The organism is Streptomyces sp. P9(2023) (genome assembly GCF_032436795.1).
GTDB lineage: Bacteria > Actinomycetota > Actinomycetes > Streptomycetales > Streptomycetaceae > Streptomyces.
In genome coordinates, this window is record NZ_JAUPWM010000013.1 from 107,087 (window position 1) to 123,179 (window position 16,093).

A 16,093-nucleotide genomic window follows, 5' to 3' on the forward strand; every position below is an offset into this window, starting at 1 on the left:
TCGGGTGCGGGGGCCTGCAAGGTCAGGTGCGGGGGCCTGCAAGGTCAGGTGCGGGGGCCGAGGTCGGGAGTCGGCGCCTGGGCGGCCAGCTCGTCGGCCTGGTGCAGGGCGGTGAGCAGGCTGGTGTGGTCGGCGGTGCCCCGGCCGGCGAGGTCGAAGGCCGTGCCGTGGTCGACGCTGGTGCGGACGAACGGCAGGCCGATGGTGATGTTGACGCCGTGCTCCAGACCCAGGTACTTGACCGGTATGAGCCCCTGGTCGTGGTACTGGGCCACGACGGCGTCGAACTCGCCCGCGCGGGCGCGCATGAAGACGGTGTCGGCGGGCCAGGGGCCGCTGGCGTCGATGCCTTCCCGCCGGGCGGCCCGTACGGCCGGTTCGATGATGTCGAGGTCCTCGCGGCCGAACAGTCCGTTCTCCCCGGCGTGCGGGTTGAGGGCGGCGACGGCGATGCGGGGGCGGATCCCGGAGGGACCCGTGGTGCGGCCGGCCCGCAGTGTCCGGTCCGTCAGCCGGATGATCTCCAGCTCGCGGGCGGTGGTGAGGGAGTCGATCGCGGTGCGCAGCGACTGGTGGACGGTGACCAGGACGATCCGCAGGTCCTCGTTGGCCATCATCATGGCGTAGTCGCCGGTGCCTGAGAGGTCGGCGAGGATCTCGGTGTGGCCCGGGTAGGGCAGCCCGGCCAGTCCGAGCGCCTCCTTGTTGATCGGTGCGGTGGTCAGGGCGCGGACCTCGCCGCGGAGGGCGAGCTCGATGCCCCGGCGTACGTACCCGAACGAGGCGGCTCCGGCGCGGGCGTCCACCGTGCCGAGAGCCAGGTCGTCGGGGAGCGTGCCCTCGGGGAGGACGTCCAGGACTCCGGGGCTGTGCGCCGCGTCCGCGACGGAGGCGATCGGGCGCACGGTCAGCTCGGTGGCCGTGGTCCGGCAGGCCCGGGTGAGGGCGGCCGGGTCGCCGATGACGACGACCGGGGTACGGCGCCGTGGGTCGGCGTAGGCCTTGACGGTGATCTCGGGGCCGATGCCGTTCGGGTCGCCCATGGTCACGGCGATGGGGGTCGTGGGCGTCATCGGGTCGGCCCACCCTCCACGAGGAGGCGGCGGAGGCGGTCGAGCGTTCCGTCGTCGCCGAAGCCTCCCGCTTTGATCAGGACGGGGATACGGAGCGGGCCGCCGAGCAGGAGGCCGCGGGCGACTCCCGCTTCGGGCTCGTCGGCCAGTTCGAGGCCGGCGGCGCCGAGGGCTTCGAGGGCGGCCACCGCGGTCGCCCCGCCGGTCAGCACGAGTCCGTCGACCAGGCCGTCCGACACCGACTCCCGTACGACGACGGCCAGGTCGCCGGTCAGCGAGCCGGGGTCGGCACGTCGGGCGTCCGGGGTGTGGACGACGAGCACGGGCGCGGAGGATCGGCGCAGGGCCGCGAGGACCTCGGCCGGGGCGGCCGAAGCGTCGGCCGCGCCCACGTCCTCGCGGGCGCGCAGCCGGTCCAGCTGGCGCCGGGTGGCCGGGTGCGCGCTGCCCACCACGATCAGGGGACGCCGTGCGCCGGGCACGTCGGGTGGAGGTGTCGCAGGGTTACGGGAGTGGTGTCCGGCCAGCGCGGCGGCGAGGCCCGGGGAGCCGACCCAGAGGACGTCGCCCGGTCGGGGCACGGAGGACACCAGCAGGCCGAGCTCGGCGTCCGTGGCCGCCGAGCAGACGAACACGCCGCCCGCGTCGATGAGTTCCGGCAGCTTCCCGAACCGCTCCGGTTCGAGGACTTCCGCCTCGGGCAGCAGTCGGGCGAGGTCGGCCGTGCGGACGGGATGGGCCGGGTCGCGGGCGAAGTCCGTCTGGTGCACCGGTACGCCGTGGACGTGCTGGATCCCGCCGACCGTGGTCCTGCCCTCGGCGGGGAAGGCGGGCGCGACGACGACGGCCCGTCGGCCCGAACCGGCCTGGGCCGCGCGGATCTCGGCGGCCACATGGCCCCGGAGCGTCGAGTCGACGGTCTTGATCAGCAGGTCGGAGCCGGCGAACGCGGCCGCGAACCGCGCGGTCAGGGCCCCGGCCGTCGCCTCGTCGAGGAGTCGGCTGCCGAGGTCGACGGCGACGACTCCGTCCTCGGCCGCCGCGTCGTCCGGCTCGACGGCCCCCGACAGCAGGACCTCCGCCCGGTGTCCCGTCCTGCGGAAGGGCGCCGCGCCGTCGCCCGCGCTCGTGAGGTCGTCCGCGAGGACGGCGATGCCCGTCACGGCCTCGGCTGGTGGCTCACGCCTCATGTCTCGTCCTCCTCGGAATCGTGCTCGGAGTCGTGTCGGTCGGGGCGTCCGGCAGCGCGACCCGCGGGCCGGCCGGCCCACGCCGAGCCGCATCGCGTCGCGTCGCGTCGCACCGCACCGCACTGCACCGAGCCTTCGCCGTGACGCCGCCGCCACTGCCGTCAACCCTGGCGCCCGTGAAGACCGCCGGACAAGCGATTCCTTCTCACCCCACCTGTGAGTAGTTTTCACACATGCGCTGGCCCGACCTCCCCCCGCTGAACTCGCTGCTCCCCTTCGAGGCGACCGTGCGGCACGCGAGCATGACCCGGGCCGCGCAGGAGCTGCACGTGACCCACGGCGCCGTCAGCCGCCAGATCAAGAATCTGGAGAAGGCCCTGGGTGTCACGCTCTTCGAGCGCGGGACCCGCTCGCTGCGGCCGACCCCGCAGGCCCGCCGCCTCGCGGCCGCCGTCCGGGACGCGCTCGATCAGGTCGACACGGCGGCCCGGGAGGTCTCGGGCCGCGAGCGCGGCGGTCCGCTCGCGCTCTCCTGCGAGCCGACCCTGCTGATGCGCTGGCTCATCCCCCGCCTCCCCGACCTCGCGGTCCAGGTGCCCGGCCTGACCGTGCACCTGTCTGCGGGCGGCGGGCCCGTGGCCTTCGACCGGGACCCCGTCGACGCCGCCCTGCGCCGCGACGACTTCCCCGTGCCCCCGGAGGTGAGCCGCTCCCCGCTCTTCCCGGAGCGCATCGGTCCGGTCTGCGGTCCGGAGCTGGCGAGGCGGTACGCGGGGGAGCTCGACGTCGTCGGTGTGACGATTCTGCACACGAGCACCCGACCACGGGCCTGGGCGGACTGGCAGCGCATCACGCAGCGCCGCGTCGAACCCGCCGGGGAGCAGAGCTTCGAGCACTTCTACCTGGCGCTCCAGGCGGCGGTCGCCGGCGTCGGCATGGCCATCGGCCCGTACGCACTCGTCCACGACGACCTGCTGAGCGGACGGCTCGTCGCGCCCTTCGGCCTGGTCGAGGACGGCACGGGGTACCACCTGCTCAGCCGGCGGCCGCCCGAGCAGGACCAGCGGATCGCCGCCCTGCTCAGCTGGCTGCGGGGCCAGGCCGAAGGGCTTTGATCCCCGTACGGCCTGGCCAGGGCGGGGATCGAACTGGCAGGATCGCGCCATGCTCGCCTCCTTCTCCCGATCCGCCCGCCGCCGCCTGCTCCCGGTGTCGGCGGTGCTTCTGGTGGTGTGCGGGCTGCTGGTGTGGTGGCTGGTTCCGTTCGGTACACCGGCGCCGAGCGGCAACGTCACGTTCAGTACGGGCGTCCCCACCGGGGTCTACCAGCGGTACGGCAAGCTGCTGCAGCAGGCGCTCGCGACCGATCTGCCGGACGTCTCGATAACGCTGAAGGACAGCCAGGGATCCCAGCAGAACCTGGCGCGCCTCGCCTCGGGCGAGGCGGACTTCACCGTTGCGACGGCCGACGCCGTGGCCCAGTACCAGCGCGACCGCAAGCCCGGCCACGACCGGCTGCGCGGCAGCGCCCGGCTCTACGACGACTACGTCCAGCTCGTCGTCCGCAAGGACTCGCCCGTGCGGTCCGTGGCCGATCTGCGCGGGCTGCGGGTCGGCGTCGGGCAGGAGGGCTCCGGCGTGCGGCTCATCGCCGACCGGGTCCTCGCGGCGGGCGGTCTCACGCCCGGCAAGAACGTCGAGCCGGTCTCGGCGGGCATCGACACGATGCCGGGCCTTCTGGAGCGGGGGCGGCTGGACGCGTTCTTCTGGTCGGGCGGTCTGCCCACCAGCGCGGTCCAGGCGCTGTCCGAGCGCCTTCCGGTACGGCTGGTCTCGATGGAGAGCACCCTGGTGGACAAGGTCCACGACGTGGGCGAGTCGACGCGCCACTACCGCTCGGCGGAGATTCCGGCGGACGCCTACGCCCTGGCGCAGGACGGTCAGCCGGTGGAGACGCTGGCCGTGGCGAACCTGCTGGTGACGACGGACGCGGCGGATCCGGCGCTGGTGGAGGGTTTCACCCGGACGGTGATCAGAAGCCGGGACCGGATCGGCAGCCAGGTCCACCCGGCGCAGCTGGTGGACCTGCGCACCGCGATCTACACGGAGCCCCTGTCCCTCCACGAGGGCGCCCGCCGCTACTACCGCTCCGTGAAGCCGTAGAAGCACCCGGGTCACGAGCACCCAGGTCAAGAGCACCCGGGTCACGAGCACCCGGATCAAGAGCACCCGGGTCAAAGCGCCCGGCTCAAAAGCACCCGGGCCCGAGGCGCCCAGCCGCCCTCACCGCCCCTGCGGCCCCGTCCTCGGCACCGTGACCGTCACCCGCAGCCCGTGCGGCTCGTTCGGCGCGTAGGCGATCGAGCCGCCGCCCGCAGCCAGGAGCACCCGGGAGATCGACAGGCCGAGCCCCGAGCCCTTGATGTTCTGGTGGCGGTTGCTGCGCCAGAAGCGGTCTCCGACCCGGTCGAGCTCCTCGTCGGTGAGCCCAGGGCCGCCGTCCGCCACCACGATCGTGCAGGTGTCGCCCTGCGAGGCCACGGCGACCGTGACCTCCCCACCCTCCGGGGTGAACTTCAGCGCGTTGTCGATCACCGCGTCGAGCGCGCTGGAGAGCGCCACCGGGTCCGCCCACGCCGTCACCGCGCGCCGCTCCCCACCGAGCCGTACGCCCTTCTCGTCGGCGAGCGGCCGCCACGCCGCGATCCGCTCGGCCACCAGCGCGCCGATGTCGGTGAGGCGCAGATCGGCGGCCGCGTGCTCGGCCAGCGCGAGGTCCAGCAGGTCGTCGAGGACCTCGGCCAGCCGCTTGCCCTCGGTACGGACGGAGGCGATCTCCTCGTTCCCCTCGGGGAGTTCGAGGGCGAGCAGCTCGATACGAAGCAGCAGCGCGGAGAGCGGGTTGCGCAACTGGTGCGAGGCGTCGGCGACGAAGGCCCGCTGCTGCTCCAGGACTTCTTCGACGTTGTCGGCCATCTCGTTGAACGACCGGGCCAGACGGCGCAGTTCGGGCGGTCCGCCGGCCGCGGCGACCCGGGACTTCATCCGGCCGGTGGCGATGTCGTGGGTGACCGCGTCGAGGACGCGAACCGGCCGCAGCACCCAGCCGGTGAGCCGGAAGGCGGCGCCGACCGCGAGCAGCATCGCGGCGGACTCCCCGGCCGCGATGATCAGCCAGCCGGTCAGGATGCGTGAGCGCATCTGTCCGGTGGGCGAGTCGGTGACCACGACGGCGATGACGTCCCCGTCCCGTACGACCGGCGAGGCGATCGTCAGTCGGGCCTGCGGCTGCCACGGCCACACCTGCGGCGGGTCGTGGCTGCGGCGCCCGAGCAGGGCCTCGTTGAAGGCGCGGCGGCCCTCACCCTCGTACGGGACGACCCAGTCCTCGGGCGCGGCGGCCATGGCCCCGTTGTCGCGGTAGAAGATGCCCGTCCGAATGCCGTACACGTCGTGGTAGCTGGCGAGTTCGCCGCGCAGGGTGGTGCGGCGCTCGTCGACGAAGGGTTCGGACTCGTTGACGAACTGGGCGAGCGCGGCGAAGCGCGCGGAGTCGTCGAGCCGGTCGACGATCACGCGCTGCTGCTCGGCCGCGGCGAGGCTGGCGGCGAGCGGGAAGCCGAGGGCGAGGAGCACCCCGGCCATCAGGACGAGGAGGAGCGGGAGGAGACGTGTGCGCACGTGGCTGCCGGGCTGCTAGGCGGCCGGGGCGACCAGGCGGTAGCCGACGCCGCGCACGGTCTCGATCAGGGCGGGCATCGCGAGCTTGGAGCGGAGGGAGGCCACGTGCACCTCCAGGGTGCGTCCGGTCCCCTCCCAGTTGGTGCGCCAGACCTCGCTGATGATCTGCTCGCGCCGGAAGACCACGCCGGGCCGCTGGGCGAGCAGGGCGAGCAGGTCGAACTCCTTGCGGGTGAGCGGCACGGGCGCGCCGTCGACGCTGACCCGGCGGGTGGGCAGCTCGATGACGACGGAGCCGAGCCGCAGCGCGGCGCCCTCGCCGGCCGAGCCGGCCTCGTCGCCCGCAGCCGTGCGGCGGCTGACGGCGTGGATCCGGGCGAGCAGTTCTCCGGTGTCGTACGGCTTCACCACGTAGTCGTCGGCCCCGAGGTTCAGGCCGTGTATCCGGGAACGTACGTCGGCCCGCGCGGTCACCATGATCACGGGGGTGCTGGTGAGCTTACGGATCCGGCCGCAGACCTGGTATCCGTCCTGGTCGGGCAGTCCGAGGTCGAGCAGGATCACCCCGTAGGAAGGACGCTCCCCGTGCGCGGCGGGCAGCACCGCCTGGAGCGCCTCCTCGCCGTTGCGGGCATGCGTGACCATGAAGCCGTGCTTCGCCAGTACGGCGGACAGGGCCGCGGCTACGTGATCGTCGTCCTCGACGAGCAGGAGTCTCATGGCCCCCCTCCGGTGGCTTCGTGATGGCCCGATGGCTTTCTGTGTACCAGGGCATGAACGCCGATGGTCACCGTCACAGTCAAGTGTCCCCCTGTGACCCGGGGGTTTCCGTTATGCACCCGGTACGCCACCGCAGGCCCCCTTCACGCACTGTGTCCGGATGAGGCCGTATCGTTATCCTCAATTTCCGCTCAGATGTAATGACGGTCATCCCACGGCATGCCTAGTGTCCTCCCCAACCGAGGAGGACGGAGCAAAAGCCGATGAGCGGAGTGTCAGTGACCAAGGGCTCGGAAGACGCCGTACCGGCGGCGGGCGACCTGGTCGTACTGTCCAACGTGAACAAGCACTTCGGCGCGCTGCATGTGCTCCAGGACATCGACCTGACGATCGCCCGTGGCGAGGTCGTGGTCGTCATCGGACCCTCCGGGTCCGGTAAGTCCACACTGTGCCGCACCATCAACCGCCTGGAGGCGATCGACTCCGGCACCATCACGATCGACGACCGGCCGCTGCCCCAGGAGGGCAAGGAGCTGGCCCGGCTGCGCGCCGACGTCGGCATGGTCTTCCAGTCCTTCAATCTCTTCGCGCACAAGACGGTGCTCGAGAACGTGATGCTGGGCCAGGTCAAGGTCCGCAAGACGGAGAAGAAGGCCGCCGAGACCAAGGCCCGCGCACTGCTCGACCGGGTGGGTGTCGGCACCCAGGCGGACAAGTACCCGGCGCAGCTCTCGGGCGGTCAGCAGCAGCGCGTGGCGATCGCACGCGCGTTGGCGATGAACCCGAAGGTCATGCTGTTCGACGAGCCGACCTCCGCACTCGACCCCGAGATGATCAACGAGGTCCTGGAGGTCATGCAGCAGCTGGCGCGCGACGGCATGACCATGGTCGTCGTCACCCACGAGATGGGTTTCGCGCGTTCCGCGGCCAACCGCGTGGTGTTCATGGCGGACGGCAAGATCGTCGAACAGGCCACGCCGGACCAGTTCTTCAGCAACCCGCGAAGCGACCGGGCCAAGGACTTCCTTTCGAAAATCCTGCACCACTGACGACGGTCAGCCCGCATGATTCACCCTGCCGATCAACAACCCACGAATCAAGGGATGTTCACCATGAAGCTCCGCAAGTCCGCGGCCGTGGCCGTCGCCGTGCTCGCGCTCACCGCGACCGCCTGTGGTGGCAAGGAGGGCTCGGCCGGCGACAAGCCCGCCGTGAAGCCCGGCGATTCGAGCGCCCCGCAGCTCCCCAAGTACATCGTCGCCACCGACGTGAAGCTGGACTCGCCGACCTTCAAGGAGGCGCAGAAGCGCGGCAAGCTGGTCATCGGCTCCAAGGCCGACCAGCCCTACCTCGGCTTCGAGGACCAGGCCACCAAGGAGCGCTCCGGCTTCGACGTCGAGATCGCCAAGATGGTCGCAGCGGAGCTCGGCTTCACCGAGGACAAGATCGAGTGGAAGACCGTCGACTCCAAGCTCCGTGAGACGGCGATCTCGACGGGCCAGGTCGACTACTACGTCGGTACGTACACGATCAACGACAAGCGCAAGGCGCAGGTCGGCTTCGCGGGTCCGTACTACAAGGCCGGCGCCGACCTCCTGGTCCGCAAGGACGAGACCGCGATCACCGGTCCGACCACCCTCAAGGGCAAGAAGGTCTGCTCCATCACGGGCTCCACCCCGCTGCAGGAGATCAAGAAGCCCGAGTACGGCGCCCAGACCACCGAGCTGGCGAAGTACTCCGACTGCGTGCAGCAGCTGCTCACCAAGCAGGTCGACGCGGTCACCACCGACGACGCCATCCTCAAGGGCTACGCCGCCGCCAACTCCGGCAAGCTCAAGGTCGTCGGCAAGCCGTTCACCGAGGAGCCCTACGGCATCGGCATGAACAAGGACGACAAGGTCCTGCGCGACAAGATCAGCGACATCCTTGAGAAGTACACCAAGGACGGCACGTACAAGAAGATCTACGAGGCCACCCTGGGTCTGTCCGGCTCCGACTACATCGAGCCGCCGGCGCTCGTCCGCTACTGATCCTCGCCTGAAGTCGAGCGCCCCGTACGGGAGTACGGGGCGCCCCTCCTCCTGCCCGTAAGCCGCTGACCGCCGACGCGGAGACCTCATGAACGTACTGCTCGACCATTTCCCGGAGTTCCGAGACGGCTTCATAGGAACCGTGTCGATCACCGCCGTCAGCTCGGTCCTCGCGCTGGTCCTCGGCATCATCGTCGCCGGCTTCCGGGTCTCGCCCGTCCCGCCGCTGCGCTTCTTCGGGACCGCCTGGGTCACGCTGCTGCGCAACACCCCGCTGACGCTGCTCTTCCTCGTCTCGTTCTTCGTCATCCCGGAGATCCTGTTCCCGGGCATGAGCCCCTTCGTGCTCGGCTCGCTCGCGCTCGGCTTCTACACCTCCTCGTTCGTCGCCGAGGCCGTCCGCTCGGGCATCAGCACGGTGCCGATCGGTCAGGCGGAAGCCGCCCGTTCGCTGGGCATGACGTTCGCGCAGACGCTGCGGATGATCGTGCTGCCGCAGGCCACCCGGACCGTCCTGCCCCCGCTGAGCTCGATCTTCATCGCGCTCACCAAGAACTCGGCCATCGCGGGCGCGTTCAGTGTCACCGAACTCTTCGGCTGGCAGACGCTGATGAGCGAGCAGGGTTACGCCATCGGCCCGATCTTCGCGTGGGTGGCCGCCGCGTACCTCGTCGTCACCTTCACCATCAGCGGGATCTTCCGTCTCCTTGAGCGCCGCATGGAGGTCGCCCGATGAGTGCCAGCGTTCTCTTCGACACCCCGGGCCCCAAGGCGCGTGTCCGCAACCGGATCTACGCCGTCGTGGGCACCGTCGCCATCCTCGCGCTGCTCGCGGTGAGCGTGATCCGGCTGGCCGACAAGGGTCACCTCGACCCCGCGATGTGGGACATCTTCAACTACGCGGGCATCCGGCAGAACATCGCCGACGCCCTGCTCGCCACCCTGAAGGCCTTCGGTCTCGCGGCGGTCGGCTCGCTCGTCCTCGGTGTACTGCTCGCCGTCGCCCGGCTCTCGGACCGCGCGCCGGTCCGTGTGGCAGCCACCGGCTTCATCGAAATCTTCCGCTCGATCCCGCTGCTGATCACGATCTACGCCGTGTGGGTCGCCTTCCTGGTCGACTACTCGATGTGGGCGCTGGCCATCGGCCTGTCGATCTACAACGGCTGCGTCCAGGCCGAGATCCTGCGCGCCGGCGTGAACTCCGTGCCCAAGGGGCAGCGCGAGGCCGCGTACGCCCTGGGCATGAGCAAGACGCAGGTCATGACGACCGTCCTGATGCCGCAGGCCGTCCGGGCGATGCTGCCGACGATCATCAGCCAGCTGGTCGTCACCCTGAAGGACACCTCGCTCGGCTTCGTGATCCTCTACCCCGAGCTGCTCTACTCGGCCCGGCTGATCGCCTCCAACACGCAGGTCAACGGCCAGTACCCGTACGTCTCCACCATCGTGGTCTTCGGCATCATCTACATCGCGCTGTGCCTGGCGCTCTCGGCGCTCGCCACCTGGATCGAGAAGCGGGGACGGCGCGCGAAGACGGGGATCCTGGTCCCCGCCGCGGCTGCGCAGGACGTCGTGCTCAGCGCCGAGGTCGGCGGGGCCTACGGGAACACCGTCGGCGGCGCGGGCGACGGGTCCGACGGGCCCGGTATCTCGAAGAACTGACAGTATGTGACATCATCCGGGGGCAGTGGCGGTCGCGCCGCTGCCCCCGTCGCTTGACGCAAGCACCCGCAATGGGTTGCATACGTTCTGTGATCACGCACCGGGCTCGCGCCACACTTCGCTGTGCTATCCGCATGACCGAACGGCCTTCAGGAGCCGCGCCGTGGACCCGGTGATCGTCGTCGGCGCGGGGCCCGTGGGCCTCGCGCTCTCCCTTGCCCTGGCCTCGCAGGGAGTACCCAGCGTCGTCCTCGACGAGGGCCCGGGCAAAGAGGATCCGCGCCCCGCCCGTACGGTCGTGCTGCGCGCGGACATGGCCGCGATGGTCGAGCGGCTCGGCTGCGCCACCCTGCGTGACGAAGGGGTCCGATGGGTCGGCTGGCGCTCGATGCGTCGCAAGCAACAGATGAGGCACATCGAGCTCAGCCTCGGGCTCGGCGACACGGAGAGTGACGACGGGGGCCCGGCGGCTCCCCTGCACATCCCGCAGCACGCCCTCGCGCGCGGGCTGCGCGACGCGATCGCCGGACAGGAGCTGATCCAGCTCGTCACCGACGCCCGTCTCGACACGATCGAGCAGGACGCCCGCGCGGTCACCGCGCACACCCGCCGCCCCGGGGCCACGTCCGGTGGCACCTGGTGGCGCGGCAGCCATCTGGTCGGTTGCGACGGCGCCCGCTCCACGGTGCGCAAGCTGCTCTCGATCCGGTTCCCGGGGCGTACGGCGGTGGAACGGCACGCGGTGGCCGCGCTGCGCACCGAACTCCCCTGGCCCGGCGAGGCCCTGTTGCACCGTCAGCCGCCGTGGCGGGGCGGCGGCGAGGAGGTCACGGCCCGCCCGCTGCCGGACGGGGTCTGGCGGATCGACTGGCTGCTGCCGCCGCGCGGCGACCTCGTCACCCCCGACGCGCTCGTCACCAGGATCCGTGACACGCTGGCCGGCTGGTGCGGCGGGACGACTCCGCCGTACGAGTTGATCGACACCGGTGTCCACACGCTGCACCACCGGCTCGCGCGCCGCTGGCGGGTGGACCGGGTGTTCCTGGCGGGCGACGCGGCGCATCTGCTCGGCGCGGTCGGTACGCAGGGCCTCGACGAGGGGCTCCGGGACGCCGAAAACCTGGCCTGGAAGCTCGCGTACGCCTGGCACCACGGGGCCTCGGACACGCTGCTCGACAGCTACCAGAGCGAGCGGCGGGCCGCCGTCGCCTCCCGACTGCGGGCGGCCGACCAGTCCCTTCCGGTGCTGCGCGGCGGCGGGGGCCTGCGGACGTATCTGCCCGGCGGTTCCCGCAGCCACGACGCCCTGTTGACGGATGGTCACCTGGGGCGCGGCCCGCTGGGCGCGCCCCCCGCGTACCCGCACTCCCCCCTCGCGCCCGAAGACGCCGGGGCGTCACGGAGCGCGGTGGGCACGGGGGCGGGCGCGCCGGTGGAGGACGTACGCGTGACGGCGCCGGACGGCACGACGGTACGGCTCCGGGACCGGCTCGGCCGGGGGCGGCTGCTCGTGGTGCTCGTCGCGCCCGGGACAGGGGTGTGGGACCGGCGGCACTGGATGAGCGCGGGCGTGATGCCGCGGCTCGCGGAGGCGGTGCAGGCCCTGCCGGTGAAGGCGGAGCTGCTGGTGACGGAGGCGTACCCGGGCGCGGTGGCCCACACCGTCCTGCTGGTACGCCCGGACGGGCACCTGGTCGCCTCCTTCGGGGGCGTCCGGCCGGACGAGCTGTACGCGGCGGCGGACGCGACGCGTGGTGGGAAGGCGGAGGCCGCGCCGGTCTCGGAGGTCTCCGGGGTCTCCGGGGTCTCCGGCAAGGCGGCCGGGGTCGCTCCCGTGAAGGCGGCGCCCGAGAAGACCGACCGCACCGCGGACATCAATTGACCCTCACGGGCGCGCATGGTGTACTCCGGAGCGTGACCGACACCGACGTGCGCCTGTGGCGGAGGGTCCATATGGATCTCCTCCGTTTCGCGGGCTGCGTGTGTCGCCCGTCCTGCTGAATTCGCCCCTCCCTTCGCGTGACCCTCGCCGCCGACCGCTGTCGGCGTGCCGTCGCGCGCTCTCCCGCGAACTCCCAGGACGGTCCTCCGTGCCCGAGCATGTCTCACCTTCCCCTGTCGTCTCCTCCGCCGGCGCCGCGCCCACGGCCGCCGACCTTCTGGACTTCGTCCGGCGGACGGCGGCGGACGACGAACTGATCGACTCCCTTCCCCTGGACCCCGAGGGCCGTACCTGGGTACGGCTCGACGGGCCCGGCGGGAGCGAGGCCTGGCTGATCGGCTGGCCGCCCGGCACGGGCACGGGCTGGCACGACCACGCCGAGTCGCAGGGCGCGTTCACCACGGCGCGCGGCACGCTGCGGGAGAACTCCCTCGCGGTGAGGTTGCCGTCCGGTGGTTGGAAGACCCTGGAACTGGCCGACGGGGTCGACCGGGGGCGGCGGTTGGCGGCGGGCAAGGGCCGCGCGTTCGGGCAGCACCATGTGCACGAGGTGCTGAACGAGTCCCCTGACACGCATGCCGTCTCGGTCCACGCGTACTATCCGCCGCTCCCGTTGATCCGGCGTTTCAGCCGGTCGGGCGCGGTGCTCCGTCTTGAGCAGGTCGAGCGTCCGGAGGACTGGCAGTGAGCGAGCACGAGGCAAGGGCAGCGGCAGGGGCAAGGGCAGGCGAGCGGGTGGGGATCGACGAACTCCTGGAGCGGGTCAGGTCCGGCCTTGACCGGATCGACCCGCGGACGGCCCATGAGGCGTACGAGGCGGGTGACGCGCTGCTGGTCGACACCCGGTACGCGGCGCTGCGCGAGCGGGACGGGCTGATCCCCGGGGCGCTGGTCGTGGAGCGCAACGAACTGGAGTGGCGGCTCGACCCGTCGGGCAGCCACCGCGCGCCGCAGGCGGACAGCCACGACCTGCGGGTGGTGGTCTTCTGCAACGAGGGCTACGCGTCCTCCCTCGCGGCCGCCTCCCTACGGCAGTTGGGGCTGCACCGCGCGACGGACGTGATCGGCGGCTTCCAGGCCTGGAAGACAGCCGGCCTACCGATCCTCCTGCCCGGAACGACCCCCTAGCGGGTACGCACCGCACGGGACGCAACGGGGCGGCCGGCTCGGGTGCCGCGCGGGCCCGGGGCGAGCCCGGGCTCGGTGCGGCGGTCGGCCCGGTGCGGCGCAGTGGGGCTCGGTGCCACGCGGCGGTGGGTCCGGTGCGGCTCAGTGGGGGCTCGGGGCGACCGGGCTCGGTGCGGCGGACGGGCCAGTGCCGCGCGGGCTCGGGGTGGCCCCGGCTCGGTGCCGCGCGGGTCGGGGTGGCCTGGGCTCGGTGCGGCGCGGGGTCGGGGCGGCCTGGGCTCGGGTGCCGCGCGTGCTCGGAGCCGACCGGGCTCGGGGCGGCGGCCCGGCCGATGCGGTGCGGTGCGGGCTCGGTGCCGACTGGGCTCGGGGCCGACCGGGCCGGTGCCGCGCGGGCCCGGGTGAGCGCGCGGGCTCGGTGCGGCCCGGGCTCCGATGCCGCGCAGGCTCGGGGCCGACCGGGCTCGGGGCGGCGGACGGGCCGGTGCGGCTCAGTGGGGGCTCGGGGCGACCGGGCTCGGTGCGGCGGCCGGGCCGGTGCCGCGCGGGGTCGGGGTGGCCTGGGCTCGGGTGCCGCGCAGGCTCGGGGCCGACCGGGCTCGGGGCGGCGGCCAATCCGATGCGGTGCGGTGCGGGCTCGCCCGGGCTCCCGCGTTCCCGGGCTGTGCGCCGCCGGCCGCGCCAGGCGCGGCGCCCCTTCGGCGGGCATGGGCCTCGCGGCGGCGCCGTCCCCTGTTCGGCACCGCCACTCGTGGCTAGAAGGGCTCGTCCAGCCCGTCCGTGTCCTCGCCCTCGGCCTCCAGGGCCTGGCGGACGACGCGGAGGGCCATGCCCTCCGGATATCCCTTGCGGGCGAGCATGCCCGCGAGGCGGCGCAGCCGGCGGTCCCGGTCGAGGCCGCGGGTGGCGCGGAGCTTGCGGTCGACGAGCTCGCGCGCGGTGATCTCCTCCTGCTCCGAGTCCAGTTGCCCCACGGCGTCCTGGATGAGCGAGGGGTCGACGCCCTTGGTGCGCAGCTCGCGGGCGAGGGCCCGGCGGGCGAGGCCCCGCCCGAGGTGCCGGGACTCCACCCACGCGTCTGCGAAGGCGGCGTCATCGATCAGCCCGACGTCCTCGAAGCGGGAGAGGACCTCTTCGGCGACCTCGTCGGGGATCTCGCGCTTGCGCAGGGCGTCGGCGAGCTGTTTGCGCGTACGGGGGGTCCCGGTGAGCAGGCGCAGGCAGATCGCCCGCGCCCGCTCAGCCGGATCCTGGGGCGACAGCTCCTTCTCGGCCCTCGACGAGTCGGGGCTGTCGCCCGGCCATTCGGTGCGACCGGTCATGGGCTCAGCCCTTGGCCGCCGGGGCCTTGGTCGCCTTGGTGGCCTTGGCCGCCGGGGCGGACTTGGCCGTCTCCTCCGTGGCGGCCGCCTCCGCGCCGCCCGTCGCGTCCGCGCCCGCCTCGGCCGCCGGAGCGGCGGCCGGCTTGACGCCGACGCCCAGCTTCTCCTTGATCTTCCGCTCGATCTCGTCGGCGAGATCGGGGTTGTCCTTCAGGAAGTTACGGGCGTTCTCCTTGCCCTGGCCGAGCTGGTCGCCCTCGTACGTGTACCAGGCACCGGCCTTGCGGACGAAGCCGTGCTCCACGCCCATGTCGATCAGGCCGCCCTCGCGGCTGATGCCCTGGCCGTAGAGGATGTCGAACTCGGCCTGCTTGAAGGGCGGCGCGACCTTGTTCTTGACGACCTTGACGCGGGTGCGGTTGCCGACCGCGTCCGTGCCGTCCTTGAGGGTCTCGATCCGGCGGATGTCGAGACGCACCGAGGCGTAGAACTTCAGGGCGCGGCCACCGGTCGTGGTCTCCGGCGAGCCGAACATCACGCCGATCTTCTCGCGGAGCTGGTTGATGAAGATCGCGGTGGTCTTGGACTGGTTGAGCGCGCTGGTGATCTTCCGGAGGGCCTGGCTCATGAGTCGGGCCTGGAGACCCACGTGCGAGTCGCCCATCTCGCCCTCGATCTCCGCGCGCGGGACGAGCGCGGCGACGGAGTCGATGACGATCAGGTCGAGGGCGCCGGAGCGGACCAGCATGTCGACGATCTCGAGGGCCTGCTCGCCGTTGTCCGGCTGGGACAGGATCAGGTTGTCGATGTCGACGCCGAGCTTCTTCGCGTACTCGGGGTCGAGGGCGTGCTCGGCGTCGATGAAGGCGACCTGGCCGCCGGTCTTCTGGGCGTTGGCGACGGCGTGCAGCGTCAGGGTCGTCTTACCGGAGGACTCCGGGCCGTAGACCTCCACGACACGGCCGCGGGGCAGGCCGCCGACGCCGAGCGCGATGTCGAGGGCGGTCGAGCCGGTGGGGATCACCTCGATCGGCTCCTGGGTGCGGTCGCCCATGCGCATCACGGCACCCTTGCCGAATTGCCGTTCAATCTGAGCGAGCGCGGCTTCGAGGGCCTTCTCGCGGTCGGTACCTGCCATGGGTTCCACCCGGTTTGCTTGAGTCGATCGCTTCATGTGAAAGACGCTAACCCCTGCCACTGACAATGGGCCCCGGCGTCCCTCCGACCTGTGGATAACTCGCCCACAACCCCGCGATTCCAAGGGCCGGAACCCCATAAGAATGGATGTTCGATTTTGGTGTCAAGCGCACCACGCGGACCGGCGGCCACCGGACGAGGTGCGTCG

General features: G+C 72.0%; 16 protein-coding genes. 10 read left to right on the forward strand and 6 right to left on the reverse strand.

Annotated elements, in window-relative coordinates; translation table 11 throughout:
- Positions 1 to 44: 44 nt before the first annotated feature.
- Together pdxA and Q5762_RS19355 are read right to left on the reverse strand one after the other, a co-directional pair.
- The gene (pdxA, locus tag Q5762_RS19350) at positions 45 to 1,073 is read right to left on the reverse strand and encodes a 4-hydroxythreonine-4-phosphate dehydrogenase PdxA (protein WP_315893408.1); all 1,029 of its coding nucleotides are present in this window, start codon (positions 1,071 to 1,073) and stop codon (positions 45 to 47) included.
- Entirely contained in the window at positions 1,070 to 2,263 is a 1,194-nt protein-coding gene (locus Q5762_RS19355; RefSeq protein ID WP_315893409.1) for a four-carbon acid sugar kinase family protein, read from the reverse strand. Before Q5762_RS19355 ends, pdxA begins: the two co-directional genes overlap by 4 nt.
- 233 nt (positions 2,264 to 2,496) lie before the next feature.
- Here Q5762_RS19355 and Q5762_RS19360 point away from each other — a divergent pair, with 233 nt between their 5' ends.
- Positions 2,497 to 3,378: a LysR substrate-binding domain-containing protein gene (locus Q5762_RS19360; RefSeq protein ID WP_315893410.1), complete on the forward strand. Its 882-nt coding sequence runs from the start codon at positions 2,497 to 2,499 to the stop codon at positions 3,376 to 3,378.
- A gap of 49 nt (positions 3,379 to 3,427) precedes the next feature.
- Positions 3,428 to 4,426: a TAXI family TRAP transporter solute-binding subunit gene (locus tag Q5762_RS19365; RefSeq protein ID WP_315893411.1), complete on the forward strand. Its 999-nt coding sequence runs from the start codon at positions 3,428 to 3,430 to the stop codon at positions 4,424 to 4,426.
- 120 nt (positions 4,427 to 4,546) lie between these two features.
- Here the strand turns inward: Q5762_RS19365 and Q5762_RS19370 are convergent, their stop codons facing one another.
- Complete coding sequence (locus Q5762_RS19370) at positions 4,547 to 5,944, reverse strand: HAMP domain-containing sensor histidine kinase (RefSeq protein ID WP_315893412.1); 1,398 nt, start codon at positions 5,942 to 5,944, stop codon at positions 4,547 to 4,549.
- Positions 5,945 to 5,959: 15 nt separating this feature from the next.
- Positions 5,960 to 6,664 carry a response regulator transcription factor gene (locus Q5762_RS19375; RefSeq protein ID WP_315893413.1) on the reverse strand — a complete coding sequence of 235 codons (705 nt, stop codon included), beginning with the start codon at positions 6,662 to 6,664 and terminating at the stop codon, positions 5,960 to 5,962.
- A 263-nt stretch (positions 6,665 to 6,927) separates the two neighbouring features.
- Here Q5762_RS19375 and Q5762_RS19380 point away from each other — a divergent pair, with 263 nt between their 5' ends.
- The 8 genes from Q5762_RS19380 (at position 6,928) to Q5762_RS19415 (ending at position 13,426) form a co-directional block, all read left to right on the forward strand.
- A complete protein-coding gene (locus Q5762_RS19380; RefSeq protein ID WP_315893414.1) occupies positions 6,928 to 7,713 on the forward strand; it encodes an amino acid ABC transporter ATP-binding protein in 786 nt (261 codons plus the stop codon).
- Between the two features lie 63 nt (positions 7,714 to 7,776).
- A complete protein-coding gene (locus Q5762_RS19385; protein WP_315893415.1) occupies positions 7,777 to 8,694 on the forward strand; it encodes a glutamate ABC transporter substrate-binding protein in 918 nt (305 codons plus the stop codon).
- 88 nt (positions 8,695 to 8,782) lie between these two features.
- On the forward strand, positions 8,783 to 9,430 hold the full coding sequence (locus tag Q5762_RS19390; RefSeq protein ID WP_315893416.1) for an amino acid ABC transporter permease: 648 nt from the start codon (positions 8,783 to 8,785) through the stop codon (positions 9,428 to 9,430).
- Positions 9,427 to 10,356: an amino acid ABC transporter permease gene (locus tag Q5762_RS19395; RefSeq protein WP_315893417.1), complete on the forward strand. Its 930-nt coding sequence runs from the start codon at positions 9,427 to 9,429 to the stop codon at positions 10,354 to 10,356. The genes Q5762_RS19390 and Q5762_RS19395 overlap by 4 nt, the downstream gene beginning before the upstream one ends.
- Positions 10,357 to 10,519: 163 nt before the next feature.
- Positions 10,520 to 12,238, forward strand: a complete 1,719-nt coding sequence (locus Q5762_RS19400) for an FAD-dependent monooxygenase (RefSeq protein WP_315893418.1) — start codon at positions 10,520 to 10,522, stop codon at positions 12,236 to 12,238.
- A gap of 71 nt (positions 12,239 to 12,309) precedes the next feature.
- Entirely contained in the window at positions 12,310 to 12,357 is a 48-nt protein-coding gene (locus Q5762_RS19405) for a hypothetical protein (protein ID WP_366479264.1), read from the forward strand.
- Positions 12,358 to 12,446: 89 nt separating this feature from the next.
- Entirely contained in the window at positions 12,447 to 12,986 is a 540-nt protein-coding gene (locus tag Q5762_RS19410; RefSeq protein WP_315893419.1) for a cysteine dioxygenase, read from the forward strand.
- Positions 12,983 to 13,426 carry a rhodanese-like domain-containing protein gene (locus tag Q5762_RS19415; RefSeq protein WP_315893420.1) on the forward strand — a complete coding sequence of 148 codons (444 nt, stop codon included), beginning with the start codon at positions 12,983 to 12,985 and terminating at the stop codon, positions 13,424 to 13,426. Before Q5762_RS19410 ends, Q5762_RS19415 begins: the two co-directional genes overlap by 4 nt.
- A gap of 755 nt (positions 13,427 to 14,181) precedes the next feature.
- Here the strand turns inward: Q5762_RS19415 and recX are convergent.
- Together recX and recA are read right to left on the reverse strand one after the other, a co-directional pair.
- Positions 14,182 to 14,748, reverse strand: a complete 567-nt coding sequence (recX, locus tag Q5762_RS19420; protein WP_315893421.1) for a recombination regulator RecX — start codon at positions 14,746 to 14,748, stop codon at positions 14,182 to 14,184.
- 4 nt (positions 14,749 to 14,752) lie between these two features.
- On the reverse strand, positions 14,753 to 15,886 hold the full coding sequence (gene recA / locus Q5762_RS19425) for a recombinase RecA (protein WP_315893422.1): 1,134 nt from the start codon (positions 15,884 to 15,886) through the stop codon (positions 14,753 to 14,755).
- Positions 15,887 to 16,093: the final 207 nt, after the last annotated feature.